Here is a 26,468-nt window from a genome sequence, read left to right on the forward strand (position 1 = left end):
GAACCCCATGGCATGAACCCATCCTCGCCCAGCACCCCCAGGCCGGCGGCCGATGAAGAATCCACGGGTGTCAGCGCGGTTACCCGCGCGCTGCGGCTGCTGGAGGCCTTCGGCACCAGCGATGCCCAGCTGACCCTGGCCGAATTGAGCCGCCGCACCGGCATGCACAAGACCACGGCGCTGCGCATCGCCCGCACGCTGGCGACGGACCATTACCTGGTGCAAAAGGAAGACGGCAGCTGGCGGCTGGGCCGGGCCGCCGGCTGGCTGGGCGCCTGCTACCAGGCCACTTTCAATGTGCATGAAGTGGTGGAACCCGTGCTGCGGGAACTGACCATAGAGACCGGCGAAAGCGCCTCTTTTTACGTGCGGGAAGGCAATCAGCGCACCTGCCTGGCCCGGGTTGACGGGCCGCGCACCATTCGCCACCACGTACGTGTCGGCATCGGGCTGCCGCTGGACCTGGGCGCACCGGGCCGGGTGATCCTGGCTTTTTCGGGCGAGCCTGGCGAGCCCTATGAAACGATCCGCCAGCGCGGCTACCACCTGTCGCTGGGCGAACGCGAGCCGGAGGTGTCCAGCGTGTCGGCGCCGGTGTTCAGCATGGGATGGCGGCTGCTGGGCTCGGTCTGTATTTCAGGACCCACCTCGCGCCTGACGGAGCCGCGCCTGAAAGAGCTGGCCCAAACCGTGATCCGGGCGGCCAACCAGCTGTCCTATGCGCTGGCGGGAAGCCGCAAACCCGGTCCCGGGCCGGCGGGTACACCAGCCGCCTGGCATCCCTAAGACCGGTTTTCCCCTCTGGTAATTGGAAGAATTACCCGCATTTACATCCCGGAAACCAACGGCGCCCGAACCAAACCCGGACGCCGCGCTCATACTGGGGACCAAGGGTTTTTACTTATTAGCCTTGCGCTATCCGAGTCATTGAACCTATTGCTTAGCACTCTCTCTAACAGAGTGCTAATATTTAGCACTAGAGAAAAGGAGTTCTGCAGTGTCATATGCTCTTTCCCCCCAATCGCTGACCGCTGCCGTGGCCGTGCCCCCATCGGGCGCCGTCGCAGCCGTCAACCCTTGGTCGCTGGTTCCCCCACTGGGCAACCTGGACGCCTACATTTCCGCCGTCAACCGCCTGCCCATGCTCACCCTGGAGCAGGAGCAGGAATACGCCAAAAACCTCAAGGAAAACAACGATCTGGACTCGGCCGGTAAGTTGGTGCTCTCTCACTTGCGCCTGGTGGTGTCGATTTCGCGCAAATACCTGGGCTACGGCCTGCCGCACGGCGACCTGATCCAGGAAGGCAATATCGGCCTGATGAAGGCCGTCAAGCGCTTCGACCCGGACCAGAATGTGCGCCTGGTGAGCTATGCCATGCACTGGATCAAAGCCGAGATCCATGAGTACATCCTGAAGAACTGGCGCATGGTCAAGGTCGCCACGACCAAGGCCCAGCGCAAGCTGTTTTTCAACCTGCGCTCCATGAAGCAGGGTTTCAAGGACGACGCCGACGTGGCGACGCACCGCGACACGCTGACCGAAGGCCAGATCGACTCCATGGCCAAGACGCTGAACGTCAAGCGCGAGGAAGTCATAGAGATGGAGCAACGCATGTCGGGCGGCGACGTGCTGCTGGACCCCAGCCCCGGTGATGACGGCGAGGACGCCTTCGGCCCCATCGCCTACCTGGCCGACGCGACGCAGGAACCGACCGCGCTGATGGAATCGCGCCAGCGCGACAACCTGGCTTCGGATGGCATCACGGCCGCGCTGGAGGAGCTGGATCCGCGCGCCCGCCGCATCGTGGAAGAGCGCTGGCTCAAGGTGAACGACGACGGTTCGGGCGGCATGACGCTGCACGACCTGGCCGCCGAGTACAAGGTGAGCGCCGAACGGATTCGCCAGATCGAAGTGGCGGCCATGAAGAAAATGAAGAAGGTGCTGGCCGCTTACGCCTGAAGCGCTTTCACCCACCGCGTTCTTCGCAAAGCCCGCAGCGTCAAAACTGCGGGCTTTTTTGTGGGCGTGTGTTGCCCGAAAACACTTTCGGCGCTCTTAATACGGCCTGTAGCGTGATTTGCTGCACTAAATTGCAGTTGCTCGCACACACCAACGCAAATTTAAAACGCAATTTGTTACGCATAGTCGCACAATGAATTGTGCTGATCCTTAACGCGCTTTCAGGCCTGCCAAGGCGTGTTCAGCGGTTCATGCGCGCCCTCTTCCCTGTTTTCTCCGTGGGTTGTTTCCGGGGGATGTTGGCGGCGTACCTGCTGGGTGCGGCCATGCCGGGATGGGCGCAGCCAGGCGCCGACGCGCGGCTGCCGGTGCTTCAGCTCAACGCGCCCGACGGCCAGATCGAACTGGCCGAACACAGCCAGTTCTGGATTGACGCGACCGGCAAGGCCCTGCTGGAACAGGTGGAAGCCTGGGAGTACGACCTGCCGTTTGCGATGCGCCCGGCCGGCCACACCGCCATGCTGGAGGGCCAGGTGATGTGGGTGCGTTTTAACGCCATGCAGCCCGACCTGTCGCAGCGCTGGGCGCTGGAGGTGAGTAGCGCGGGCGTGGACCGCGTGAGCCTGCATTACCGCGACGTCGCCGGGAACTGGGTCGAACAGAAGGCGGGCGACAAAATCCCGGTGAACCAGTGGCCGCGCCCCGACCGCTTTCCGGTCTTCGACCTGGACAGCGAGCAGACCCGGCCGGTCACTTATTTCATACGCATAGAGCAGGCGCGCAGGCCGTTTTCAGCGCCTCTTTATATCTACAAGCACCCTGCCCTGCTGGCGCAGCGCATGCAGGAGCAGTTCCTGCTGGGCGCCTACTTCGGCCTTGCGCTGCTGATGGCCCTGGTGGCCGCCGCCAATGCCGTGGCCTTCAGGGACAGGAGTTTCGCCGCCTATGCCGTTTACATCGGCGCGCTGGCGGCGGCGCAGGCCGCGTTGCTGGGCATAGGCGGGCAATACCTCTGGCCGGACTGGCCGACCTGGAACGACCTTTCGGCCTTTTTGCTGCCGGTGCTGGCCACCTGCAGCGGCCTCTGGTTTGCCCGTGTGGTGACGCGCCCGCGGCAATTCTCGGCGGTGCTGGACTGGCTGTCACTCAGGCTGATCCCCGTGCTGGCGCTGCTGACGCTGCTGGACACGGCGCTGCCGACACGCGCGGGCTTTATCGCCGTCACGGCCCTGATCGTCGCGGCCTTGCTGCTGATCTGCGTGATGGTGTTCATCGCCTGGCGAGGCGGCGAGCCCACCATGCGCTGGATCGCGCTGGGCTTTGTGCCGGTCGCGGTTGCGGTGCCCTTTCCCATCCTGCGCGACCTGGGCCTGGTGCCGATCAGCTTCTTCACCCAGTACGGCCTCACCCTGGGCGCGGCGCTGGAAACACCGCTGCTGTTTTACGGCCTGCTGCGGCGGGGCGCGCAGCGCCGCGAAGCCCGGGCGCGCGCCGCGGCGCTGGCGCAGACCGAGCCGCTCACGGGCCTGAGCAACCTGCACACCTTCGAGGCGCGGCTGCAGGAGGCCTTGCTGCGCTCCAGCCGCTACGGGCACCGCAGCGCGCTGCTGATGATAGAGCTCTCCAACCACGGCTGGTTCGCCAGGGAGCACGGGCGGCAGATTGCCGACTACGCGCTGGTGCTGGCGGGCTCCTGCCTGCGCAAGCTGGCGCGCGACATCGACATCGCCGCGCGCGTCGGCGACAGCGAGTTTGCCTTGTTGATCGAAGGACCGGTGACTGCCGCGCAGGCCGTGGCCGCGGCCACCCAGCTGGTGGCGCGCGCGCTGCAGCCATCCGATTTACTGCCGGTGGGCTCGCACCTGAAGCTGCACGTCGCGATCGCCATGGTGCCGGACGCGCAGTGCGGCGCGCAGCCGGACGCCGCGCTGCATGTGGCTTATATGCTCAAGTCCCTGCGCGAGATGCCGGCCGACACCCGCAAGTCCATCAAGACGGTGAACTTTTAACCGGGCCGCTCAGGAGTTCTTCAGAAGCAGGCGGATGTCGGACGCCAGCGCTTCCGCGCCGCCGCCGTAGCGGTTGTACAGGCGTACGTGGCCCTTGCCGTCGAAGACATAGCTGCCCGCGGAGTGGTCCATGGTGTAGCTGCCGGGGGTCTTGCCGTCGACCTTCTTGTAATAGACCTTGAAGTCCTTGGCGACTTCCGGCAACTGGGCCATGGTGGGGCGCAGCGCCAGAAAGCCCGGGTCGAAGTTGCCCATATAGGCCTTGAGCAGCTCGGGCGTGTCGCGCTCGGGGTCGACGGTGATGAAGATGGCCTGCAGCTTGTCGCCGTCAGTACCCAGCAGCTTCTTGACCTGGGCCAGCTCGGCCATGGAGGTCGGGCAGACATCGGGACATTGCGTGAAACCGAAGAAGACCACCACCACCTTGCCGGGGAAATCCTTCAGCGTGCGCACCTGGCCGTTGTGGTCGGCCAGCGTGAAGCCCTGCGCATAGTCGGCGCCGGTCAGGTCTATGCTTTTGAATTGCGGCTTGTCAGGCGCGCAGGCCGCCAGCAGGCCGGCCGTGGCCGCGAGCGCGGCAGCGCCGGCCAGGGTTTGAATCGCGCCGCGGCGCGTGGACGGCGAGGTGTTGGGGGTTTTCATGCGGGATTCAGACAAGGTAGTGGTCCAGCAGCAGGGCCGCGAACAGGACCGAAAGGTGGATCAGCGAAAAGCGGAAGGTCTTGCGCGCCAGCGCATCGGAATAGTTGCGCCACAGGCGCCAGCCGTACCAGCTGAAGCCCATGCTCAGCGCCACGGCGGCCACCAGGTAAAGCCAACCGCTCATCTTGAAGATAAAAGGCATCAGGCAGGCCGGAAACAGCACCAGCGTGTACAGAAACACCTGCAGGCGCGTGAAGGCGTTGCCGTGGGTGACGGGCAGCATGGGCAGGCCGGACTTGCGGTAGTCCTCGACGCGGTACAGCGCCAGCGCCCAAAAGTGCGGCGGCGTCCAGAGGAAGATGATCAGGAAGAGGATCAGCGCCTCGGGGCCGACCGAGCCCGTCATCGCGGCCCAGCCCAGCACCGGCGGCATGGCGCCCGAGGCGCCGCCGATCACGATGTTCTGCGGCGTCATGGGCTTGAGGATCACGGTGTAGACCACCGCGTAGCCGATGAAGGTGGCAAAGGTCAGCCACATGGTGAGCGGGTTCACCCACACATACAAAATCCAGGAGCCCAGCGCGCACAGCGCGGCCGAAAACGCCAGCGTGAGCGGGTTGCTGAGCTCGCCCTTGGCCGTGGGGCGCCAGGCGGTGCGGCGCATGCGCGCGTCGATCTGTTGCTCGACCAGGCAGTTAAAGGCCGCGGCGGCCCCGGCGACCAGCCAGATGCCGGCGCAGGCGATGAGCGCGAGCCTGATGTCGGGCCAGCTGGGAACACCGGGGACGGCCAGCACCATGCCGATCAGCGCGCAGAACACGATGAGCTGCACCACGCGTGGCTTGGTCAGCGCATAGAACTGCGCGAACTTCGACGGAACGTGGGATGCGGCGGAAGCCGGGGCGGCGGACGGGGTACTGGGGTTCATGGGGAGTCGCTAGGCATTCAATTTTGACGCATGTGGCGCGGAGGGCCCGCCGCGGCCGGAAAAGACCACGCCGCCGAGCACAATGACCAGGGCGGCGGCGCCGCCGGTGTGCATGACGGCGGCCAGCAAAGGCCAGCCCAGCACGGCGTTGCTGATGCCGGTCACGGCCTGCAGCACGATGAGCCCGGCCAGCCAGCGCGCAGGCGCGCGAAACGCCGGCAAGCGGTGCAAAAAGAAAGCCAGCGCGAGGAACACGGCAAACACCAGGTAGGCCGTAAGGCGGTGCACATAGTGGATGGCCGTGAGCGCCTGGAAGCTGATGTTGGCGCCGTCATGGCCCGCGCCCAGCTCGCGCCACAGCGTGAAACCCTGGCGAAAGTCCATGGCCGGCCACAGCGAGTTCTGGCAGCCCGGAAAGTCGGTGCAGGCCAGCACCGCGTAATTGGTGCTGACCCAGCCGCCCAGGGCGATCTGCAGCCACAGCAAGGCAAACGCGGCCAGCGCGGCCAGGCGCAGGCCCTTGCCCAAACCCTGGGCCGGCGGCGCCTGCAGCCCGGCATAACGCAGCGATTGCGCGCGCAGCAAAGCCAGCAGCACCAGACCGCCCAGCAAATGCAGGGTGACGATGGCGGGGAACAATTTCATGGTGACGGTGAGCGCGCCGAAAGCGCCTTGCAAACACACCCACACCAACGTGACAGTGGGCCACCAGGGCGAGACCGCTATCCGCTTGCGCTCCAGCCAGCTGGTCACCGTGAGCGTGAGGATCAGCACACCGACGCCCGTCGCGAGGTAGCGGTGGACCATCTCGATCCAGGCTTTCGAATGCGTGACCGGCCCGGTCGGCATCGCGGTCTGCGCGGCCTCGATATGCACCTGGGCGCCCACCGGACTCGCGCTGCCGTAGCAGCCGGGCCAGTCGGGGCAACCGAGGCCGGAATCGGTGAGCCGGGTGAAGGCGCCGAAGATCACCAGGTCAAAAGTGAGGAACAGCGTGACCAGCGTCAGCACGCGCAGGCGCTGCGCCACCGGCGCGTTCTTGTTGTGCGCCCAGACCCAGGCCAGCGGCCCGAGCGCAACCACCAGGCCCATGATCATCAGGCGCAGGGCGGGGCTCAGGTCGTAAAGGGCGGTACTGGACATGGTGTGATGTGAGATAGGCGTTAAACCGGTTTCGCCGGTTTAACGACCTTCCTTGTCCCAGCTGCTGGAGGCGCGCAATAGCCGCTCCAGGTCGCGCTTGGCCTTGGCCGCGGCGGCGGTATCCATGTCGGCCGGGAAACGCATCATCAAATTGCCGATCGGGTCGACCAGGTAGAGGTGGTCTTCCAGGCGCTTGCCGGCGGCGGGCTCCAGCCATTGCGCGAGTTCTGCCGGCGCCACGCGCAGCACGGCCGAGGAGGCCAGCGCCGGCAGCAGCGCATCGCGCACGGGTGCGTCGTCGGCGACCAGCCAGACGCGGTCCACGCGCTCCTTTTCCTTGCCCAGCGATTCGCGCAGCTGGCGCTGGAAATACAGGTTCTGCTCGCAGCGCGCATCACAGGCGCCGCCGGCCACGCTGATCAGCAGCCACTGGTTCTTGAGTGCCGTCAGCGTGCCGGTGCGGCCGTCGAGCGCGCGCGTGGCCAGCGGCGGCAGCGGGCGCTGCGGCTCTATCAGCTCGCCGAAGTTGCGGCGGCCTTCAGGCCGGATCACGTAGTAGGTGAAATAGGAGGCGACCACCGGGGCGGCGCAGACCAGCAGCACGGCCAGCATCTTCCAGCGGCCGGCGACGGTGTTCGGCTCACGCGTGCTGGACTGGTCCAGCACGGGCATGGTGTGCACGGTCAGGCCCAGGGGCTGGTCCTGCGAGGCGGGCGCGGCGGCGGGGTTGGGAGAGGTGTCAGGCGTAGGGGTCACGGCAGTTGATCGCGGCTTGTTGGGCGGCGTGAGTGGATACGGGCACGGAAAGGAAGAACCAGCTGAAACCAGCCATAAAGAATGACCACCAGGGCGCACAGGCCGAACCACTGGAAGGCATAACCGTAGTGCTTGTCGACGCCGAGATTGGGGGCGGCCCATTCGCGCAACAGGCCCTCGCTGGCGGCGCCGGTCTGCAGCAGTGAGACCTCCAGCAGCGGCAGGCCGGTTTGCGCCCGGTAGGCCGGCAAGTCGAGATTTTGCCGTATCCGGCCGCTCTCTATGCCCTGGAATTCATAAAGCCTGGAAGGCGAGGCGGCGATACGCCCCTCGACGGTAACCGTGCCGGTGGGCGTTGCCACCTGCGGCAGGCGCGTGCGGTCGGCGAAATCGCGCGGCACCCAGCCGCGCTGGACCACGATGGCCTGGGCGCCGCCTTCCAGCACCAGCGGCGTGAGCACCACAAAACCGGTCTTGCCGGCCATGGGCCGGTTGTCGAGATAGACCGTGTGTTCCGGCCGCCAGCTGCCTTTGAGCACGGCCGGCCTGTGGACCTCGCCCGCCATGTCCGGGTTCGCGAGCAGCGCGCGCGCATCGAGCGCGGGCAGGCGGCCCTTGGATTCGACGGCCGCCTGCAGGGCTTCCTTCTGCGCGGCGCGGCGCAGCTGCCACTGCCCCAGCGAGAAGGTGGTGCCGGCCACCAGCACGGCGGCCGCGGTCAGCAGCCAGAAGCGCGGGGAATGCAAAGCCGGTGTCATGCGCCGATAATCCTGTTCATGAACTACCTCGTTGCACTGGCATTTATCGCCATCCTGGCCAGCCTGGCTTCCGCGCTTTTTTTCATGCTCAGGGGCAGCAGCGGCGACAGCAAGGACGGCAAGCGCAAATCCAGCAATATGGCGCGCGCGCTGGCCTTCCGTATCGGGTTCTCGGTGCTGCTGTTCATCTGCATTCTGATTGCGTGGAAGCTCGGTTACATACAGCCCACCGGTATTCCCGCAGGCAAATAAACGTCACGCCAGGTGGCGAAATAAAGAACAAAGGCCGCATCAAGCGGCCTTTGGTTGAGCGGCCTGGGCCGCCATTGGTTCCTGAGAACAGGTTCTTAGAGCCAGTACACCAGGATGTACAGGCCCAGCCAAACGACGTCCACAAAGTGCCAGTACCAGGCGGCGCCTTCAAAACCGAAGTGCTTTTCAGGCGTGAAATGGCCTTTTTGCAGGCGCAGCGTGATGAACAGCAGCATCAGCATGCCGACGAACACGTGAAAGCCGTGGAAACCCGTGAGCATGAAGAAGGTCGAGCCGTACACGCCGGAGGACAGCTTCAGGTTCATCTCATGGTAGGCATGGAAGTACTCATAGCCCTGCACGAACAGGAAGACCACGCCGAGCAGAACCGTTGCCCACATGAAGGCAATGGTGCGGGCGCGTTTGCCTTCGATCAGCGCATGGTGGGCGATGGTGATGGTGACGCCGGAGCTCAGCAGCAGCGCGGTGTTGACCGTCGGCAGGGAACCCATGATGCTGGCCCAGATGCCGCCGCCAATGGCCAGCGGCTTCATGGCGGTGAAAGGCTCGATGATGTCAGCGGGGGAAGCGGTCACGCCGGCGGCCAGGCTGGGCCAGACGGCCTTGAAATCTGGCCAGAGCAGCGCGTTGTCCAGGCTGCCCAGCGCGGGCAGCGAGTGCGCGCGGGCCCACCACAGGGCGGTGAAGAAGGCGCCGAAGAACATCACTTCCGAGAAAATGAACCAGCTCATGCTCCAGCGGAAGGACATGTCGATCTTGCGGCCGTACATGCCGCCTTCGCTTTCGGCGATGGACTGGCTGAACCAGCGGTACAGCGTCGTCAGCCACCAGATCATGCCGAAGGCGACCGACCATTTGCCCCAGTCGTGGCCGTTGATCCATTGGCTGGCACCGAGAATGACAAAAAACAGGCCGATAGACGCCATCACCGGATGGCTCGATGGGCTGGGAACGAAATAGTGGGGGGTAGACCCGTGGGTTGCTGATGACATCGCTGGACTCCTGTTTTTCTCTCGAATTTCCAATAATCTTTTAATTCACGCCGTGATGTGCCGAAAGCTGCCGCAGCCTCAGCGCGCGACCATCCATTTCGCCAACAGCACCAGGACTGCGACAAATACCACCACGGCGATCAGCCCGACCACAATGATGTGGAGGGGGTTCAAATTTTTCACGTCTTCCTCGTAGTCGCCGCGCGCGCGCAGTCCCACGAAGGACCAGGCCACGGCCTTGACCGTGCGCCAGAAGGAAGGTTTTTTGGCGGGTGCGGCGGCCATGCTGCTCATGCGCCTGCCTGTTTTTCGGGCACCGCGGCGGCCGTCGTCGCCTTGGGCGTGGCCGGTGCGGCCGGCGTCTTGCCGCCGACTTCAAAAAAGGTATAGGACAGCGTGATGGTGCTCACGTCTTTCGACAGCTTCGGGTCGATGACAAAAGCCACCGGCCACTGCTTTTTCTCGCCGGGCGCCAGGGTGTACTGGCTGAAGCAGAAGCATTCCAGCTTGTTGAAATGCGCGCCGGCCTGCGCGGGCGCGTAGCTGGGGATGGCCTGGGCGGACATGGTCCGGTTCTGCACGTTCTGGAATTCGTACATCACCGTGGTCAGCTCGCCGGGATGCACCTGCAGCGTGTTTGTCGCGGGCTTGAATTGCCAGGGGCCGCGCGAATTCGCGTCGAACTCGACGGTGATGGTGCGGCTGAAGTCCACCTGGGTATTGGCCGGCAGGCTGGAAGTCGCGCCGGGAATCTGCCGGTCGGACAGGGCCAGCACGTTGATGCCGGTCATCTCGCAAATCGCCTTGTAAAGCGGCACCAGCGCATAACCGAAGGCGAACATGCCGAGCACGATCACGCCCAGCTTGCCCATCATCTTGAAGTTTTCGCGCTTGAGCCGCATCACAGTGGTATCGGTTTGAGCCTGGAGCCGGACGGACCGGTTCAGTGCGCCAGGAAAATCATCTTGGCCATGAAGCCCAGAAAAAAGACCAGCGCGACCGAGGCCAGTATCAGGGCCAGCCTCAGGTTGCTTTTCTTTTGCTCAGGTGTCGTCATGGCGGTTGACCGATTAGGAGTTTGAATCAGCCGATCACGCGGGTTGCCGAGGCATCCAGCTTGGGCGGGGTTTCATAGGTGTGGAAAGGCGCGGGGGACGGGACTTCCCACTCCAGGCCTTCGGCGCCCTTGCCGCCTTCGTCGACCCAGGGGTTCTGCTTGGCCGGTGCGCCCTTGCCGCGCATCGTGGGCACCACGATGAACAGGAAGAAATAAAGCTGCGCGAAACCGAAGAAGAAAGCGCCCACGCTGGCCACGGCATTGAAGTCGGCGAACTGCATGGGGTAGTCGGCATAGCGGCGCGGCATGCCGGCCAGGCCCAGGAAGTGCATCGGGAAGAAGGTCACGTTGAAGGAAATCAGCGACCACCAGAAGTGGATCTTGCCGCGGGTTTCGTTGTACATGACACCGGTCCATTTGGGCGACCAGTAGTAGTAGCCGGCAAACAGGGCGTAGAGCGAACCGGCCACCAGCACGTAGTGGAAGTGGGCCACCACGTAATAAGTGTCCTGCAGCTGGATGTCGATCGGCGCGACCGACAGAATCACCCCCGTCAGGCCGCCGATGGTGAACACGAAGATGAAGCCCACCGCGAACAGCATGGGGGTTTCAAAGGTCATGGAGCCGCGCCACATGGTGGCGATCCAGTTGAACACCTTCACGCCCGTGGGCACGGCGATCAGCATCGTGGAGTACATGAAGAACAGCTGGCCCGTGACCGGCATGCCGGTGGTGAACATGTGGTGCGCCCACACGACGAAGCTCAGGATGGCGATGGAGCCGGTCGCGTACACCATGGAGGCGTAGCCGAACAGGCGCTTGCGCGAGAAGGCCGGAATGATCTGGCTGATGATGCCGAAGGCCGGCAAGATCATGATGTAAACCTCGGGGTGGCCGAAGAACCAGAAAATGTGCTGGTACATCACCGGGTCGCCGCCGCCGGCGGGGTTGAAGAAGCTGGTGCCGAAGTGGCGGTCGGTCAGCGTCATGGTGATGGCGCCTGCCAGCACGGGCATCACGGCGATCAGCAGGTAGGCGGTGATCAGCCAGGTCCAGCAGAACATCGGCATCTTCATCAGCGTCATGCCGGGAGCGCGCATGTTCAGGATGGTCACGATGATGTTGATCGAGCCCATGATGGACGAGGCGCCCAGGATGTGCATCGCGAAAATACCGGCGTCCATGGACGGGCCCATCTGCAGCGTGAGCGGCGCGTAAAGCGTCCAGCCCGCGGCGGGCGCGCCGCCGGGCATGAAGAAGGAGCCGGCCAGCATGATGCCGGCGGGGATCATCAGCCAGAAGCTGAAGTTGTTCATGCGGGCGAAAGCCATGTCGGCCGCGCCGATCTGCAGCGGAATCATCCAGTTCGCGAAGCCCACGAAGGCCGGCATGATGGCGCCGAACACCATGATCAGGCCGTGCATGGTGGTGAGCTGGTTGAACAGTTCGGGGTTGACCAGTTGCAGGCCGGGCTGGAACAGCTCGGCGCGGATCAGCAAGGCCAGCACGCCGCCGAACATCAACATGAAGAAACTGAACAGCAGGTAGAGCGTTCCGATGTCTTTATGGTTGGTCGCGAAGACCCAACGGCGCCAGCCCGCCGGGGCATGGTCGTGGTGGTCGTCGTGCGCGTGGTCGTGATGGTCTAGAACTGCACTCATCTTGGCTTCCTTTGGTGGCTTTGGCCTGTAGCTTTATCTTGGCGGCCGGCGCACATATGAATATGGCGCCGGCGAATTCTGGTCGTGGGGGGCGGATCGGCTTACTTGCGGGCGGCCTGCACTTCGGCGGGCTGGACGATCTGGCCGGTCTGGTTGGACCAGTTGTTCTTGGTGTAGCTGATAACAGCCGCGAGATCGGTGTCGCTCAAAGCCTTCCACGACGGCATCGCGCCGCCGGCGGCGCCGTTGAGCACAGTGGTAATTTGTTTCTTGTGGTCGGCGTCGAGGACGATGGCCGAGCCGTCCAGCGGCTTGATCGGGCCGGCGCCCTTGCCGTTGGGCTGGTGGCAGGCGGCGCAGTTGGCGGCGTAAACCTTTTCGCCGCGGGCTTTCAGGTCGACCAGGGTCCAGACCTTGGAAGGATCATCGGCCTTGGCGGCGGCTTCCTTGGCCTTGACGGCAACCCAGGCGCTGTAGTCGGCGGCGGAGACGACCTTCACGTGGATGGGCATGTAGGCGTGTTCCTTGCCGCAGAGCTCCTGGCACTGACCGTAGAAGTCGCCGACCTGCTCGGCGCGGAACCAGGTGTCGCGCACAAAACCGGGAATCGCATCCTGCTTGATGCCGAAGGCCGGCACCGCGAAGGCGTGGATCACGTCGCTGGCGGTGGTGATGATGCGGATTTTCTTGTTGACGGGAACAACCAGCGGGTTGTCGACCTTGAGCAGGTAGTTGTCGGGCGCCTCGCCGGCCTTGGGGCCGCCGTTGTCGGACATTTCGCGGTGGGTGTTGTCGAGCGTGGAGACAAAGCCTATGCCTTCGCCTTCGCCCTTGATGTAGTCATAGCCCCATTTCCACTGGATGCCGGTGGCCTTGATGGTCAGGTCGGCGCCGGTGGTGTCCTTCTGGGCGACCAGCACCTTGGTGGCGGGCAACGCCATGCCGATCACGATGAGGAAGGGAACGACGGTCCAGGCGATTTCGACGGCGGTGGACTCGTGGAAGTTGGCCGATTTGTGGCCCACCGACTTGCGGTGCTTCAGGATGGAGTAAAACATCACGCCGAACACCGCCACGAAGATCACGAGGCAGATGGCCATCATGAACCAGTGCAGCCACTGCTGTTCTTCAGCGATCTTGGTCACGGCCGGGTGCAGGTTCAGCTGGTTGACGGCGGGGCCGCCCTTCAGGTCATTGACGGCGTAAGCGGCGGTGCTGACCCAGGCGGCCGCAGATACCAGAATTGCGCCTGCATGCTGCATGCCAAGCCGTGTCATTTTGCTCATGGTGTTGCTTACGTTCATCGTGATCACTTTTTCTGCTTCAATTACCGACCAAATTAACCGGCTGATTATAAAGTTAGCGGCGGGTCCCCCCGCCGCACCTGAACTGACGCGAGACTTTCAGCGCCTCTTCAACCGCCCCGCAACGCCATCCGTATCTCGCGGGCCAGCGCGGGACGCAGCTCGGGCCGCACATGCCGCCCCACTTGCACCGACCGCCCCTGCCCCGACACTTCAATCAGCGAACCATCCCCATCCTTGGGTTCGATACGCACCCATTCGCGGTTGAACTCCGCGCGCTCGGTGCGCCCCGCCGTTTCAAGCTCCACCACCAGCTGCCCACCTTCGAGGACGATTTTTTCACCGTCCCCCGCATGGCGGGCATACACCACAAAGGCCGCGCCCACCGCCAGCAGTTCAGCCCAGGCAAAAGGCATCACCATGGTGGCGCCCTGGGCCCAGAAGAATGCCGCAATCCCCAGCGAAACGCCGCACAGCGACACGTAAAGCCACCCGAGCTGGGCCGGGGTGAGTGAACAGTGACGCTTGAGAAGCCACAGCACAGCACCGTGGCTGTGGGTACCCTGCGCGGGCGAGGTGGCAAAACGAAACGCTGGCGTTGGCTGCAGCATGCGGCAACCCCCCAAAAAAACAGCGGTCCATGCCGGGCACGGGCCGCGCGAGGCTTGGGAACATCCCCAAAATCTGTACTGAATTGTAGCCGGTTTGCCCCGCCGCTCCCCTGAAAAAGCCCCCAAACCAGTGCTCGCGGCAGGCCGGATAGGCGCCCGCGCAACAGCCCCGGCACCCAAGGCCGGCACTCAGGCGCCGGGCCGCCCGCCTTGCAGCATGCTGCGCATGTCGGCCACCGACACCGCGCTGAGCGCGCTGACCTTGACCTTGGGCGGCGCCTTCAGCGCGTGCCCGTAAATGACTTCGAAGGTCAAGGACAAACGCCCATCCTCGCCTCTGACGAGGCGGCGGGCCAGTGCCTCCTCCAGCCTGGCCTTCCAGGCGCGCCCGCGCAAGGCGGGAAACCGCGCGGGATGAAAATTGCGGCCCAATTCGGCCAGGTCCTGCAGCAGGCGGGCGGGCGTCGCATAGGTCAGCGTGATGCGCTCCATGTCCATCACCGGCTCGGCAAAGCCGGTCTGCACCAGCATGTCGCCCCAGTCGTGCATGTCGGTCAGCTCGTGGCCCGCGGGCGGCCAGCCCAGTTGCGCGTAAACCTCGCGCAGTTCCTTCGCGGTGTCCGGGCCCAGGCATGAAAACATCAGGAAGCCGTTGACCTTGAGCGCCTCGCGCCATTGCGCCAGCAAGGCCAGCGGGTCGGCCGATTCATGCAGCGCCATATTGGCCCACAGCATGTCGGCGCTGCCGGGCGGCGGCGCTTCGAAGCGCACGGGGGCGGCCGTCCATCGCCGTGGGTTCCACCAGGGGTCAACGATGTGCTTCATCGCCTCATGCGTACGCTGCGGATTGTTTTCAAGCACAAAGGCCGTGGCGCCCGGGTAGGTCTTGGCCAGTTGCGCATGAGCCTGCAGCCCGCCGCGCAGCGCGCCCCAGTGCACCCAGCTTTGGGGCTGCAGCTTGATCCACTGCAGGCGGTCCATCATGCGGCGCGCCACTTCCTCATGCAGCCAAGGCGAGGCCAGGGGCGCGCTGCGCTCCCAGCGGCTGACGGCGATCGGGTCCAGCGTGGGCGGGCGCTCGGTGGGGGTCATGGAAGAAGGCAAGGCGTCTCGCTCAAAAGGTAGGCGAGTATATTGGCACGGTGTTCACACGCCTGCTTGCGCCCTCCGCATTCCTGCCCCGCTGGAGCGGCTTTGCTCGCGGCTTCAACGTGGGAATCGCCAGCCAGTGCGCGGTCTGCCGCGGCTGGCCCGCGCGCCAGGTGTGCGAGCCCTGCGTGGCCCGCTTCGCGCAAGCACAGGCGCGCTGCAACCGCTGCGCCCTGGCCTTGCCGGCCGACCTTTCCATGGGCTTGCGCGCAGGCCCGCCCTTGTGCGGCGCCTGCGCCGTCGAGCCGCCGCCGCTGGACCGCGCCTTCGCCGGCGTGGATTACGCCTACCCCTGGTCCACGCTGGTCGCCGGCTACAAATTCGGCGAGCGGCACGGCTGGGCCGGCTTTTTTGCGGGCCTGCTGCTGCAGTCGCCCGGCCTGGCACATGTGTTGGCCGAACTGGGGCCCGAGGACTGGCTGCTGCCGATACCGCTGTCGACCGAGCGCCTGCAGGCACGCGGCTTCAACCAGGCCTGGGAGCTGTGCGCGGCACTGGCCCGGCAGGCGCGGACCGCCGCCCGTACCGACGCCCAGCTGCTGCTGCGCGTGCGGCACACCCGCCCGCAAAGCCAGCTCAAGCGCCGGGAGCGGCTGGCCAACGTCAAGGGCGCCTTCCAGGTCGACCCGCTGCGCGCCGCGGAACTGCGGGGCCGGCGCGTGCTGCTGGTCGACGACGTGATGACCAGCGGTGCCTCGATGTACACCGCTGCCCAGGCTTTGCGCGATGCGGGCGCCGCGCACATCACTGCTGCCGTCCTCGCACGAACGGCCGCCTAGAATCCCGGGCTCCGCCTTACCGCTCTCCCGCATGTTCAATATCGTCCTGGTCGAACCCGAAATCCCGCCCAACACCGGCAATGTGATCAGGCTGGCGGCCAACACCGGCTGCCGGCTGCACCTGGTCGAGCCCCTGGGCTTTTCCATGGACGACAAGCACATGCGCCGCGCCGGCCTGGACTACCACGAGTACGCGCAGCTGCTGCGCCATGCGAGCTGGCAGGCCCTGCTCGAAAGTGAGCAACCACCCGCAGACCGCCTGTTCGCCATGACCACCCGGGGCTCGGCCAGCCTGTATGAGATGCGCTTCCTGCCCGGCGACTGGCTGGTGTTTGGCGCGGAAACCCGCGGCCTGGCGCCCGAACTGCGGGAATCCTTCCCGCCCGCCCAGCGCCTGAAACTGCCCATGCGGCCCGGCCAGCGCAGCCTGAACCTGTCCAACAGCGTGGCCGTCACGGTGTTTGAGGCCTGGCGGCAGAACGGTTTTGGCGGGGCGGCGCAAAGCTGACGATCGGCTGACGGTCCGGCGGCAGCCCGTCCGCTGCCGGCCCAAATTCCTTGCCAGAAGCTAGGTGAAAACCCTATTATTCGTCCTCCAAACTAAAGTGCGTGGACGCCGGCACCCGGCGATTCCGGCCTTACCCTTCCCCATCGCCCAGTTCACAAGACTGGCAGGAGTCTTCAGTGAACACGGTTATCCAGCGCATCCTGGGCCTTGCGGCGCCCGCCTTTTCCGACTCGGGGCGGCCGGTCAGCCGCGTGCCGGTGGAACAGATCCGCGAAAGCCTGCTGGCCTTGCTGCACGACTGCCGCGACATGCGCACCCAGCGGCTTATCTACAAAGTCAATGTTGCCAAGACGCCGGCCGATCTGTGGCTGCTGCGCAGCGACCTGCACCAGTGCATCGCCCAGACGCACAGCCAGAGCGAGGCCGCCGAACGCATCAACAGCCTGATCGAGGTATTTGAAGGCTGGCTGCCGGCCGGCCAGTTGCTGCGCATCTAGCCCCGCAGCGTTTCCCGTGCTTCCCGCGGCTCAGGGATAGCGCCGCACCAGCGACTCGGCCACGCACACCGGCTTGGCCAAGCCCTCGCGCTCCACCGTCACTTCCCAAGTCATCTGCATGCCGGCGTTGTCGATCGCCTCGGCCGCCAGCAGCTTCATGCGCGCCCGCAGGCGGCTGCCCACCGGCACCGGCGCCGTGAAGCGCACCTTGTTGAGGCCGTAGTTCACGCCCATGCGCGAGCCGGTGATATCAAAGGAGGACTCAAAAAAGCGCGGCAGCAGCGACAAGGTCAAAAAGCCGTGCGCGATAGGCCCGCCAAAGGGCCCGGCGGCGGCTTTTTCGACATCGACATGAATCCACTGGTGGTCGCCCGTGGCTTCGGCAAACAGGTTGACCTGCTGCTGGGTGATGGTGATCCAGTCGCTGACGGCGACTTCCTGGCCGGTGCAGGCGGCCAGCTCGGCCAGTGTTGCGAAGATTCTCATGCCGCCACTGTAGCGGCATGGCCGCCCGCCCCTTGTCGGCTCAGCGACAAGCGACAGCGGTTCTCAGCGTTCCAGCCACTCGCAGATGCCCTTCCACTGCTCCATGTCTTTTTCGACCCGGCTGGGCGCCACATCGAACAGGGTCAGGCCTCGGGCCGCCAGGTGGATGTAGTTCTGCGTGTCGCGCAAATAGCCCAGCACCGGCAGCCCCAGTCCTTCGACGAAGCCGCGCAGCTTGTCGGCGGCGATGGTGCGCGCATCCACGCGCATGCCGACAATGCCCACCTGCATCTTGCCGGCGTGCTTGTGTTCGGCGAGCTGGTCCAGGAAGGTGCGCGTGGCGAAGATGTCGAAGACGCTGGGCTGCAGCGGCACGATGACCTTGTCGGCCAGCTTGAGCACGTCGTTGAAGCGCCAGCCGTGCAGGCCGCCGGGGGTGTCCAGCACCACATGCGTCGTGCCCCTGGGCGGCTTGACGATCAGGTCGGCGTTGACGTCCCAGGTGGCGATCTGCCGGGCGGCCGGCGGGCGCAGGCCCAGCCACAGCCGTGAAGACTGCTGCCGGTCGGCATCCCCCAGCATGACCGTATGGCCCTGGCTGGCGAAAAATCCGGCAACGTTGGTGGCCAGCGTCGTCTTGCCGACGCCCCCCTTCGGATTGGCGATCACAACCACGGGCATGCGAATCTCCTCGTTATGGAAGCTTGCTTTTCCGCTATGGTAACGGCATGGACAGCCTTATCACAACCACTGACAAACCCACGGGCGGCGCGGCCAACACTGACATTTATGTCATTGCCGCCCATCCGGCCTGGCGCGAATCGCGGGTCAACCGCCCCTTGATGGAGGCCGCGCAGGCCCTGCCGCGGGTGCAGGTGCAAGACCTCTACTCAAGTTATCCCGACTACGCCATCGACGTTCCCAAGGAGCAGGCCGCCCTGGAACGCGCGCAACTGGTGGTGCTGCTGCACCCCATCCAGTGGTATTCCATGCCCCCGCTGCAAAAGCTCTGGCTCGACGAAGTGTTCAGCTACGGCTGGGCTTACGGCGAAGGCGAGGCCGGCGATGAAGGCGGCCGGGGCCGGGCGCTGCAGGGCAAGGACTTGTGGCTGGTCGCCACCACGGGCGGCCCCGAGGACTCCTACCACCCGCAAGGCTACAACCGCTATTTTTTCGATGCCTTCCTGCCGCCCTATGAACAAAGCGCGGCCCTGTGCGGCATGCGCTTTTTGCCGCCGCTGGTGCTGCACGGCGCCCATAGCGTCGGCCGCCAGGCCGTGGCCGAGCACATCGCCACCTTCAGCCAGCGCCTGCAAAGCTACCCCGACTGGCCCGAGCTCGAAGACCTGGAGCAATGCGCCGCCTGCGTCGTGCCCATGAGGGACCGGCTGGTCGAGCACGCAGCCGCGGCCAATGCGGCGGGAGCTGCCTGATGGAGCACGCACCCACCTGGCTGGTCAACAGCTTTATTTATTTAGCGGCTGCCGTCATCTCGGTGCCCCTGGCCAAAAAACTCGGCCTGGGCTCCATCATCGGCTACCTGGCCGCCGGCATCGCCATAGGCCCCTGGGGCCTGGGCCTGGTCACCAATGTGCAGGACATTCTGCATTTCGCCGAGTTCGGCGTGGTGCTGATGCTGTTCCTGATCGGCCTGGAACTGGAGCCCAAGCGCCTGTGGAATTTGCGCCGGCCCATCTTCGGCTGGGGCAGCGCGCAGGTGCTGGGCTGCGCCGCCCTGCTGACCGGCGTGGCCATGGCCTTCGGCGTGGGCTGGCAGACGGCGCTGGTCGCCGGCCTGGGCCTGGCGCTGTCGTCCACCGCGATCGCGCTGCAGGCCATGGGCGAGCGCCACCTGCTGCCGACGTCGAGCGGGCAGGCGGGCTTTTCCATCCTGCTGTTCCAGGACGTGGCGGCCATTCCCATCCTGGCGCTGCTGCCGCTGCTGGGCGCCATGGCCGGCGACAGCGAGGCCGCCAGCCACAGCGGCCGGGCATTTGAAGCGCTCAAGATCGTCGGCGCAATCGCCGCCATCATCCTGGGCGGCCGCCTGCTGCTGCGCCCGCTGCTGCGCTGGATCGCCAACAGCGGCACGCCCGAGATCTTCACCGCGGCCTCGCTGCTGCTGGTGGTCAGCATCGCGGCGCTGATGCAGTTCGTGGGCCTGTCCATGGCGCTGGGCGCCTTCCTCGCCGGCGTGCTGCTGGCGGAAAGCGAATACCGGCGCGAGCTGGAGACCGACATCGAGCCCTTCAAGGGCCTGCTGCTGGGCCTGTTTTTCATCGCCGTGGGCATGAGCATCGATTTCGGCGTGCTGTGGCGCTCGCCCGGCCTGATGGCCGTCATCCTGGTGGGTTTTCTGGGCCTGAAGCTGGGCGTGATCTACGGCCTGGCCAGGCTCATGAAGCTGCCCTTCCAGGAGCGCCCGGTGTTCGCGGTGCTGCTGGCGCAGGGCGGCGAATTCGCCTTTGTGGTGTTCCAGACGGCTGCCGGGGCCCAGGTGTTTTCCGCCGAAACCGCCTCGCTGCTGATAGGCGCGGTGGCGCTGTCCATGCTGCTGAGCCCGCTGCTGCTGGTGGCCGTGGACAAGCTCTGGGTGCCGCGCTACGCCAACTGCAACCTGCCGCAGCTCGAGGAAATCTCCGAGCAGCAGGAAGCGCCCATCATCATCGCCGGCTTCGGCCGCTACGGCCAGATCGTCGGCCGCATGCTGCTGGCCCAGGGCGTCCAGGCCACGGTGCTGGACCACGACGCCGAGATGATAGAAACCGTGCGCGCCTTCGGTTACCGCGTCTTCTACGGCGACGCGACGCGCCTGGACCTGCTGCGCACCGCCGGCGCGGCCACCGCCAAGATCCTGGTGCTGTCAGTGGACGACATGGAGCAGTCGCTCAAGATCGTCGACATCGCGCGCGAGAACTTCCCGCAGATGCAGATCGTGGCCCGCGCGCGCGACGTCACGCACTGGAACGCGCTGCGCGACCGCGGCGTGATGCTGGTCGAGCGCGAGGTTTTCGAGTCCAGCCTGCGCAGCGCGCGCAGCGTGCTGGAACTGCTGGGCCAGCCGCCGCACGAGGCGCGCCAGGCCGCCATGCGTTTTCGCCGGCACAACCTCGAGCTGTTCGAGCGCATGTACCCGCACCGCAAGGACCGCACCAAGGTCATCGCCGTGGCCACGCAGGGCCGGCTGCAGCTTGAGGAGCAACTGGCCCAGGAACGCCAGCAGCAGGCGCAGCGCCGTCCCGCCGGCTGGTACGGCCAGCAGCAATCACCGGACGAAGAATAAATCCGAGGGCGCCCGCCCTTTGCGGCTCAGCGCCTGAGCTGTTCGGCCTCGCGCCGGCGCTGCTCCATCGCGCGGCGCTCCACGCAGACCGGGTGGTTGGTGAAGGCCGGCTTGGCGCACTGCTCACTCATGCAAATCTGGAAACCGATCAGCAGGCGGTCCTCACAGGCCTGGCGCGGACCGCCGGCATTCGCGGACGGCGCCGGTGCCGGGGCATGCTCGGCGGCCGCGGGCGCGGCGGTGCTGCCGCCTGGTTTGGCCTGCGCCGCCTGCTGTTTGGCCAGCCGCTCTTTCTCGAGGGCAGCCTTTTTGGCCGCGATGGCCTGTGCCGCGGCGGCCTTGGAGGCCGGGGACAAGGGCGCGGCCACGGCCGCCGTCGACGCCGCCGCAGCCGGTGCGGGCGCCGTTGCCGCCGCGGGCTGGGCCTGCGCGGCCTGCACCGCCGGCTGGGGAGCGGCCGGTGCCTCGGGCTTCGCCTGGCCGGCATCGGCCGCCACGGCGGCCGGTTGGGCAGCCGCCAGCGCCGGCGCCTTCGGTTTCGACAATTGCCTGACGCCTACGCCCAGAATGACCAAAGCCACCAGGGCGACCCCGCCCCACACCAGGTAAGGAGGAGGAGAGGCTGCGGACGCCTTCGCGGGCGCGCCCGGCTCGGCGCTGCGGCGCTTGCGCGAGGACTCCGGCTTGGCCTCGGGCACGGCGGCGCTTGCGGCGGCGACGGGCGCGGCCTCGGCCTTGGCTTTTGCCTCGGCGGCCTCGAACTGGACCGTCACCGGACCGGCATCGCTGAACACCGTCTCCGGCCATTCAGAAGGCTCGCTCTGCGGCTGCGGCTGCGGCTGCGGCTGCGGCGCGGCCGGTGCCGGTGGCACGGCCATGACCGGTGCGCCCAGTCGCGTGGCATCCGGGTCGTCGGCTGCGGGAGCGGCCGGCAAGGGCGGGGGTACCACCGGCGCCTGCGCCGCGGCTTCCTCGAGCGCCTTCCAGGCCAGGTCGGTCGCCGTGCCGGGATTTGTCACCCCTGGATTTGTCACCCCTGGATTTGTCGCCCCGGGACTGCTCACCCCAGGATTGGTCACAGCGGGACGAGCGATCCCGGGGTTGGTGATTCCGGGGTTGGTCACACCGGAATTGGTCGCCCCCGGATGGGTCGCACCGGCGGCCGTGTCCTGGCCGGCCGGGCGCGGAACGATCAGGGTGCCGGTGCCCAGGCGCCTGCCGATGTCGGAATCCTCCCCACCCGGCACGCCCATTTTCTTGAGGCGGCGGCGGGCCAGGTCGGCATAGATGCCGGACGGGAACCTGGCGAGAAAGCCCTGGATGTCCTCGACGTCCATGGACTCCTTGATCTCTTTCCAGTAAACCAGCTCGAGCTCCTGCGTCACCATGGGGATGTCGGCGCTGGTGCCCGACTGCAGGCCGACCAGGGCTTCGCCGGCCAGCAGCGTGGAGGTCCAGGTCGAGTTGCTGCCCGGCCCCACCGGTATGGCCGGCGGCTGCACCGTGGTATCGGCCGCTTCGCGGGCCGCGGCCTGCAGCGCCGCGAGGAAGTCCTGCGCGCTGGCGTAACGCTGGTCGCGCGACTTGGCCAGGGCCTTGGCCACCACCGCGTCGATCGCGGCGGGCAGCATGGGGTTGAAGCTGCTGGGCGGCACGGGCGTGTGGCCCACGATCTGCTGGATGGTCGCGAAATCGGTGTCGCCGTCAAAAGGCCGCTTGCCCGTGAGCAGCTGGTACAGCACGATGCCGGCGGCGAACAGGTCGGCCCGGGCGTCTATCGGTCGGCCCTGCACCTGCTCGGGCGACATGTATTTGAGCGTGCCCACCATGGAGCCCTGGGTGCGCGTGGCCTCGCCCGAATCCTGGATGCGCGCCACGCCGAAGTCGGTCAGCTTGACCCGGCCGCTGGTCTCTATCAGCAGGTTGGCCGGCTTGATGTCGCGGTGCACGATGCTTTGCCGGTGCGCGTACTCCAGCGCCGACAGCAGGTCGCCCATGATGCCCAGGGTCTGCTCCAGCGTGTAGAGGTTGCCCTTGTCCAGGTGGTGCTTGAGGTCGTCGCCGTCGACGAACTCCATGACCAGGAAGGCGATGTCGCCGTCGCGATCGGAGTCGTAAACGCTCACGATGTGCGGGTGCTGCAGGCGCGCGGCGGAGCGGGCCTCGGTGCGAAAGCGCACCTCGTATTCGGCGGCAGCCTCCTCGGAGAGGTTTTCCACCTTGATGGTCTTGATGGCGACGCGGCGGTCCAGGTTGGGGTCGCGCCCCTCGTACACCAGCCCCATCGCACCCTTGCCGAGGACGTTGATCAGATCGTATCGGCCAAGCTTCTTGAGACTCATGAGGAGGTGGAATTGGGCGAGATGGGCTGAAGAGGCAAAAAAGGCGGGATGGCCTGCGGGCTACCCAGCGGCCCGGCTACGTCTTGAAACAAAAATCGATTCTAGCCTGCATCGCCGGGCGGGCAAGCCTCTGGAAAGCGTAACTTTTCCCGATGCGCCGCGCCTGTTGTGCGGCCCGCACACATCAGCTATCTCAGCTGCGGATGGCAAACGCGACCAGCGGCGCGTTCTCGTCCGTGCGGTCGCAGCCCGGCACGATGTGGCCGCTGCCTACCAGGTAGCACTCGGTGCGGCGCAGCACCACGGCTTCGCTCTGGTTGCCCAGGTAGACCCAGGTGCCGTAGCTGGAGGCGTCGGTCAGCACGAATTGCCCGCCGCGCCACTCCAGCGTGGCATGCATGCGCGAGACCCGCGGGTCATTCAGGTTCAGTGCGGCATCGGCACCCCGGCCCAGCGCCAGCTTGCTGCTTTTGGCGTCCAGCCTCAGGGTCTGCCCGGCAAAACTCAGCTCGAGGAAAGCCTGGCTGGGCGAGGCGAACATGGAGCGGCCCGCCATGGTGGCGTCCTCGTCGCGCCCGGCCATCCACTCGACACGGTAGACATGGCTGGCTTCGGCCCGGCCGCGCAGGTACATGGGCCCCATGCTGCGCAGGGCCGACCTTTGCACCGGCAACAGCGCGGTCCAGACGTTTTCGGTGGTGAGGATTTGCGCGGCGCCGGCCAGGTCGGCCAGGCGGGCGGCGGAATTCACGGTGTCGCCGAAGCAGTCGCCGTCGATCTCGACCACTTCGCCCGATTCGATGCCCATCTGCATCTGCACCGGCGCGCCGCTGCCGCCGGGCTTGATGGGTTTTTCCTGCAGGCGCTTCTGGATGCTGATGCAGGCCGAGAGCGCGTCGCCCTCGTTGGGAAAGACCACGAACAGGCCGTCGCCCAGCAGCTTGACGACCCGGCCCTGGTGCTGCTCGAAGACCTGGCTGAGCACGCCTATGAGCTGCGTCACGAAACGCGACGCGGTCTCATCGCCCAGCCGTTCAAACATGCTGGTGCTGCCCACAAGATCGGCGAAAACAACAGTCGTCATGAAGGGGAGGTCAAACGCAATGTAAGCATATTGTTCTCATCCCCGTGATTCTCACAGAAATTCGCGAAACGCAGGCCGGTAAAACTCCCGGTGCCCGCCCAAAACCCCACGCGGGCCAGGGGCCGTTCTGGACGCGAGTGGCGAATCGCGCTAGGGGCGAGTGCTTAGTGGAAGCCGTCCCAGAGCAACTTGCAGCCTGTCAGCAGCATGCCCAGATAGAGCAAACGGTAAAACAGCACCGGGCTGATGCTGCGCGCCATGCGCACGCCCATCCACACGCCCAGCGGCGCCAGCGGCAGCAGGGCCAGCGAGGTTGCCATGTTGCGCAGGTCCAGCAGGCCCAGCCAGGCGTAGGGAATCCACTTGGACAGGTTGATGACAAAAAAGAAGGCCGCCATGGTGGCGGTGAACTTCACCGGGGAGAGGCGCATGGGGATCACATAGGCGCTCAGTGGCGGCCCGCCGGCATGCGACACAAAGCTGGTAAAACCCGAAGTCACCGTCAGGATCGCGCCCAGCCAGCGCGGCGGCGGCGGGCTGTCGGGCCGGGGCGGGAACAGCAGGCGCTGCGCCAAAAACAACAAGGTGAATATTCCCACCAGGGCCGCGACGACCTTGGCGTCCAGCAGTTTGAACAGCAAGGCCCCCACCAGCGTTCCCAGCAGGCCGAAGGGAACCAGGAACTTCAGGAACCTGAAATCAAAGTCGCGGCGAAAGGCCGCCAGCCCCAGCAGGTCCATCAGCAGCAGCACCGGCATCAGGATCGCGGCGGCCTGCGGCACCGTGACGGCCAGCGCCATCACCGGCACCGCCAGCGAACCAAAACCCGCGCCGAAGCCGCTCTTGCTGACGCCCAGCATCAGCACGGCGGGAATCGCCACGGCGTAGAAAAAAGGGTCGGTGATCAGCGGGAAGCTCACGGCGTGTCTTTCGGTTTACCCAGGCCGTGGCATGCAGGCGCAAGGAAAGAAAGGCGCCATGTTAGCCGCCGGCCGTCAATCCGGCAGCAGCGCCTCACGATGCCGCTCAAACGCGCTCGAGGATGACCGCGATGCCCTGCCCCACGCCTATGCACATGGTGGCCAGCGCATACCGCCCGCCGCTCTTGTGCAGCTGGTTGACCGCCGTGGTGGCCAGCCGCGCGCCCGATGCGCCCAGTGGATGGCCCAGCGCGATGGCTCCGCCATTGGGGTTGACGCGCGGGTCGTCGTCCCGCACGCCCAGCAAACGCAGCACGGCCAGGCCTTGCGCGGCAAAGGCCTCGTTGAGCTCGATCACGTCCATCTGCGCCATCGTGAGGCCGGTGAGCGCCAGCACTTTCTGCGTGGCGGGCGCCGGGCCTATGCCCATGATGCGCGGCGCGACGCCGGCAGTTGCCATGCCGACCACACGCGCCTTCGGCGTGAGGCCATTCTTTGCGGCCGTGGCCTCATCGGCCAGCAGCAGCGCGCAGGCGCCGTCGTTCACGCCGCTGGCATTGCCGGCGGTCACCGTGCCGTCGGGCCGCACCACGCCCTTGAGCTTGGCCAGTGCCTCCAGCGAAGTCTCGCGCGGGTGTTCGTCCTTGCCCACCACGATGGGGTCGCCCTTTTTCTGGGCAATCGTCACCGGCGTGATTTCGGCGTCGAAATAACCGGCCTTTTGCGCGGCCACGGCTTTGAGCTGGCTGGCCAGCGCCATCTTGTCCTGGTCTTCGCGGCTGATCTTGTAGTCAGTCGCCACGTTTTCGGCGGTTTCGGGCATGGCGTCGACGCCGTATTTTTCCTTCATCAGCTTGTTGATGAAGCGCCAGCCAATCGTCGTGTCGTAGACCGCGTTGGCGCGGCTGAAGGCGCTTTCGGCCTTGGGCATCACAAAGGGCGCGCGGCTCATGCTTTCCACGCCGCCGGCGATCATCAAGGTGGCCTCGCCCGACTTGATGGCGCGCGCGGCCGTACCCAGCGCGTCCAGGCCGGAGCCGCACAGGCGGTTGATGGTGGCGCCCGGCACATCCATGGGCAGGCCGGCCAGCAGGGCCGCCATGCGCGCCACGTTGCGGTTGTCCTCGCCGGCCTGGTTGGCGCAGCCGTAGATCACGTCGGTGACGGCCTGCCAGTCGACCTTGGGATTGCGCGCCATCAGCGCCTTGAGCGGGATCGCGCCCAGGTCGTCGGTGCGCACGCTGCTGAGCGCGCCGCCGTAGCGGCCAAAGGGTGTGCGTATCGCATCGCAGATAAAAGCTTGGGTCATGGTGTGTGTTTTCGAAG

General features: G+C 65.9%; 28 protein-coding genes. 9 read left to right on the forward strand and 19 right to left on the reverse strand.

Annotated elements, in window-relative coordinates; translation table 11 throughout:
• Positions 1 to 12 precede the first annotated feature (12 nt).
• From AC1DUN_RS00715 to AC1DUN_RS00725, 3 genes are all read left to right on the forward strand, one after another.
• Complete coding sequence (locus AC1DUN_RS00715; protein ID WP_477712285.1) at positions 13 to 786, forward strand: IclR family transcriptional regulator; 774 nt, start codon at positions 13 to 15, stop codon at positions 784 to 786.
• Positions 787 to 997: 211 nt separating this feature from the next.
• On the forward strand, positions 998 to 1,960 hold the full coding sequence (gene rpoH, locus AC1DUN_RS00720) for an RNA polymerase sigma factor RpoH (RefSeq protein WP_074576556.1): 963 nt from the start codon (positions 998 to 1,000) through the stop codon (positions 1,958 to 1,960).
• A 296-nt stretch (positions 1,961 to 2,256) separates the two neighbouring features.
• Entirely contained in the window at positions 2,257 to 3,969 is a 1,713-nt protein-coding gene (locus AC1DUN_RS00725; RefSeq protein WP_477712286.1) for a 7TM diverse intracellular signaling domain-containing protein, read from the forward strand.
• Between the two features lie 9 nt (positions 3,970 to 3,978).
• Here AC1DUN_RS00725 and AC1DUN_RS00730 read toward each other — a convergent pair whose 3' ends face one another.
• The 5 genes from AC1DUN_RS00730 to AC1DUN_RS00750 form a co-directional block, all read right to left on the reverse strand.
• On the reverse strand, positions 3,979 to 4,611 hold the full coding sequence (locus tag AC1DUN_RS00730) for an SCO family protein (RefSeq protein ID WP_477712287.1): 633 nt from the start codon (positions 4,609 to 4,611) through the stop codon (positions 3,979 to 3,981).
• A gap of 7 nt (positions 4,612 to 4,618) precedes the next feature.
• Positions 4,619 to 5,539 carry a heme o synthase gene (gene cyoE / locus AC1DUN_RS00735; protein WP_477712288.1) on the reverse strand — a complete coding sequence of 307 codons (921 nt, stop codon included), beginning with the start codon at positions 5,537 to 5,539 and terminating at the stop codon, positions 4,619 to 4,621.
• Positions 5,540 to 5,548: 9 nt separating this feature from the next.
• Positions 5,549 to 6,682, reverse strand: a complete 1,134-nt coding sequence (locus tag AC1DUN_RS00740; protein WP_477712289.1) for a COX15/CtaA family protein — start codon at positions 6,680 to 6,682, stop codon at positions 5,549 to 5,551.
• 39 nt (positions 6,683 to 6,721) lie between these two features.
• A complete protein-coding gene (locus AC1DUN_RS00745) occupies positions 6,722 to 7,354 on the reverse strand; it encodes a hypothetical protein (protein ID WP_477713108.1) in 633 nt (210 codons plus the stop codon).
• Between the two features lie 80 nt (positions 7,355 to 7,434).
• Positions 7,435 to 8,196: an SURF1 family protein gene (locus AC1DUN_RS00750; RefSeq protein ID WP_477712290.1), complete on the reverse strand. Its 762-nt coding sequence runs from the start codon at positions 8,194 to 8,196 to the stop codon at positions 7,435 to 7,437.
• A gap of 18 nt (positions 8,197 to 8,214) precedes the next feature.
• On the opposite strand from AC1DUN_RS00750, the gene AC1DUN_RS00755 reads away from it, so the two are divergent.
• Complete coding sequence (locus AC1DUN_RS00755; protein WP_477712291.1) at positions 8,215 to 8,448, forward strand: twin transmembrane helix small protein; 234 nt, start codon at positions 8,215 to 8,217, stop codon at positions 8,446 to 8,448.
• A gap of 95 nt (positions 8,449 to 8,543) precedes the next feature.
• Here AC1DUN_RS00755 and AC1DUN_RS00760 read toward each other — a convergent pair whose 3' ends face one another.
• The 8 genes from AC1DUN_RS00760 to AC1DUN_RS00795 form a co-directional block, all read right to left on the reverse strand.
• Entirely contained in the window at positions 8,544 to 9,461 is a 918-nt protein-coding gene (locus AC1DUN_RS00760; protein WP_413325275.1) for a cytochrome c oxidase subunit 3, read from the reverse strand.
• A 78-nt stretch (positions 9,462 to 9,539) separates the two neighbouring features.
• Positions 9,540 to 9,755, reverse strand: coding sequence for a DUF2970 domain-containing protein (locus AC1DUN_RS00765; protein WP_074576540.1), 216 nt, complete (start codon positions 9,753 to 9,755; stop codon positions 9,540 to 9,542).
• Positions 9,752 to 10,363 carry a cytochrome c oxidase assembly protein gene (locus AC1DUN_RS00770; RefSeq protein ID WP_477662357.1) on the reverse strand — a complete coding sequence of 204 codons (612 nt, stop codon included), beginning with the start codon at positions 10,361 to 10,363 and terminating at the stop codon, positions 9,752 to 9,754. The genes AC1DUN_RS00765 and AC1DUN_RS00770 overlap by 4 nt, the downstream gene beginning before the upstream one ends.
• A 41-nt stretch (positions 10,364 to 10,404) precedes the next feature.
• On the reverse strand, positions 10,405 to 10,518 hold the full coding sequence (locus AC1DUN_RS00775; protein ID WP_217631815.1) for a cytochrome oxidase small assembly protein: 114 nt from the start codon (positions 10,516 to 10,518) through the stop codon (positions 10,405 to 10,407).
• Positions 10,519 to 10,544: 26 nt separating this feature from the next.
• Positions 10,545 to 12,179 (reverse strand): cytochrome c oxidase subunit I, encoded by a 1,635-nt coding sequence (gene ctaD, locus AC1DUN_RS00780; protein WP_074576535.1) that lies wholly within the window; start codon positions 12,177 to 12,179, stop codon positions 10,545 to 10,547.
• Between the two features lie 101 nt (positions 12,180 to 12,280).
• Positions 12,281 to 13,456, reverse strand: a complete 1,176-nt coding sequence (coxB, locus tag AC1DUN_RS00785; protein ID WP_477713109.1) for a cytochrome c oxidase subunit II — start codon at positions 13,454 to 13,456, stop codon at positions 12,281 to 12,283.
• Between the two features lie 137 nt (positions 13,457 to 13,593).
• On the reverse strand, positions 13,594 to 14,094 hold the full coding sequence (locus AC1DUN_RS00790) for a DUF2244 domain-containing protein (protein WP_036836849.1): 501 nt from the start codon (positions 14,092 to 14,094) through the stop codon (positions 13,594 to 13,596).
• Positions 14,095 to 14,283: 189 nt separating this feature from the next.
• The gene (locus tag AC1DUN_RS00795; protein WP_477713110.1) at positions 14,284 to 15,186 is read right to left on the reverse strand and encodes a methyltransferase domain-containing protein; all 903 of its coding nucleotides are present in this window, start codon (positions 15,184 to 15,186) and stop codon (positions 14,284 to 14,286) included.
• A gap of 50 nt (positions 15,187 to 15,236) precedes the next feature.
• Here AC1DUN_RS00795 and AC1DUN_RS00800 point away from each other — a divergent pair, with 50 nt between their 5' ends.
• The 3 genes from AC1DUN_RS00800 (at position 15,237) to AC1DUN_RS00810 (ending at position 17,027) form a co-directional block, all read left to right on the forward strand.
• Positions 15,237 to 16,022, forward strand: coding sequence for a ComF family protein (locus tag AC1DUN_RS00800; RefSeq protein ID WP_477712292.1), 786 nt, complete (start codon positions 15,237 to 15,239; stop codon positions 16,020 to 16,022).
• Positions 16,023 to 16,053: 31 nt separating this feature from the next.
• The gene (locus tag AC1DUN_RS00805) at positions 16,054 to 16,530 is read left to right on the forward strand and encodes a tRNA (cytidine(34)-2'-O)-methyltransferase (RefSeq protein WP_477712293.1); all 477 of its coding nucleotides are present in this window, start codon (positions 16,054 to 16,056) and stop codon (positions 16,528 to 16,530) included.
• Positions 16,531 to 16,706: 176 nt separating this feature from the next.
• Positions 16,707 to 17,027 carry a hypothetical protein gene (locus tag AC1DUN_RS00810; RefSeq protein ID WP_477712294.1) on the forward strand — a complete coding sequence of 107 codons (321 nt, stop codon included), beginning with the start codon at positions 16,707 to 16,709 and terminating at the stop codon, positions 17,025 to 17,027.
• Between the two features lie 30 nt (positions 17,028 to 17,057).
• Here the strand turns inward: AC1DUN_RS00810 and AC1DUN_RS00815 are convergent, their stop codons facing one another.
• A complete protein-coding gene (locus AC1DUN_RS00815; RefSeq protein WP_477712295.1) occupies positions 17,058 to 17,513 on the reverse strand; it encodes a MaoC family dehydratase in 456 nt (151 codons plus the stop codon).
• Between the two features lie 63 nt (positions 17,514 to 17,576).
• Positions 17,577 to 18,194 (reverse strand): nucleotide-binding protein, encoded by a 618-nt coding sequence (locus AC1DUN_RS00820; RefSeq protein WP_477700930.1) that lies wholly within the window; start codon positions 18,192 to 18,194, stop codon positions 17,577 to 17,579.
• 47 nt (positions 18,195 to 18,241) lie between these two features.
• Between AC1DUN_RS00820 and kefF the strand changes: the two genes are divergently transcribed.
• Both kefF and kefC read left to right on the forward strand, forming a co-directional pair.
• Complete coding sequence (kefF, locus tag AC1DUN_RS00825) at positions 18,242 to 18,946, forward strand: glutathione-regulated potassium-efflux system oxidoreductase KefF (RefSeq protein ID WP_477712296.1); 705 nt, start codon at positions 18,242 to 18,244, stop codon at positions 18,944 to 18,946.
• Positions 18,946 to 20,796 (forward strand): glutathione-regulated potassium-efflux system protein KefC, encoded by a 1,851-nt coding sequence (kefC, locus tag AC1DUN_RS00830; RefSeq protein WP_477712297.1) that lies wholly within the window; start codon positions 18,946 to 18,948, stop codon positions 20,794 to 20,796. Before kefF ends, kefC begins: the two co-directional genes overlap by 1 nt.
• A 26-nt stretch (positions 20,797 to 20,822) precedes the next feature.
• On the opposite strand, the gene AC1DUN_RS00835 is transcribed toward kefC, so the two are convergent.
• The 4 genes from AC1DUN_RS00835 to pcaF form a co-directional block, all read right to left on the reverse strand.
• Positions 20,823 to 23,138 carry a serine/threonine-protein kinase gene (locus AC1DUN_RS00835; RefSeq protein WP_477712298.1) on the reverse strand — a complete coding sequence of 772 codons (2,316 nt, stop codon included), beginning with the start codon at positions 23,136 to 23,138 and terminating at the stop codon, positions 20,823 to 20,825.
• Positions 23,139 to 23,331: 193 nt separating this feature from the next.
• Positions 23,332 to 24,222, reverse strand: a complete 891-nt coding sequence (locus AC1DUN_RS00840) for an adenylate/guanylate cyclase domain-containing protein (protein WP_477662367.1) — start codon at positions 24,220 to 24,222, stop codon at positions 23,332 to 23,334.
• Between the two features lie 164 nt (positions 24,223 to 24,386).
• Positions 24,387 to 25,142, reverse strand: coding sequence for a sulfite exporter TauE/SafE family protein (locus tag AC1DUN_RS00845; RefSeq protein WP_477712299.1), 756 nt, complete (start codon positions 25,140 to 25,142; stop codon positions 24,387 to 24,389).
• 106 nt (positions 25,143 to 25,248) lie between these two features.
• Complete coding sequence (gene pcaF / locus AC1DUN_RS00850) at positions 25,249 to 26,451, reverse strand: 3-oxoadipyl-CoA thiolase (RefSeq protein ID WP_477712300.1); 1,203 nt, start codon at positions 26,449 to 26,451, stop codon at positions 25,249 to 25,251.
• Positions 26,452 to 26,468 lie beyond the last annotated feature (17 nt).

Source organism: Polaromonas sp. P4_F6, from assembly GCF_056401275.1.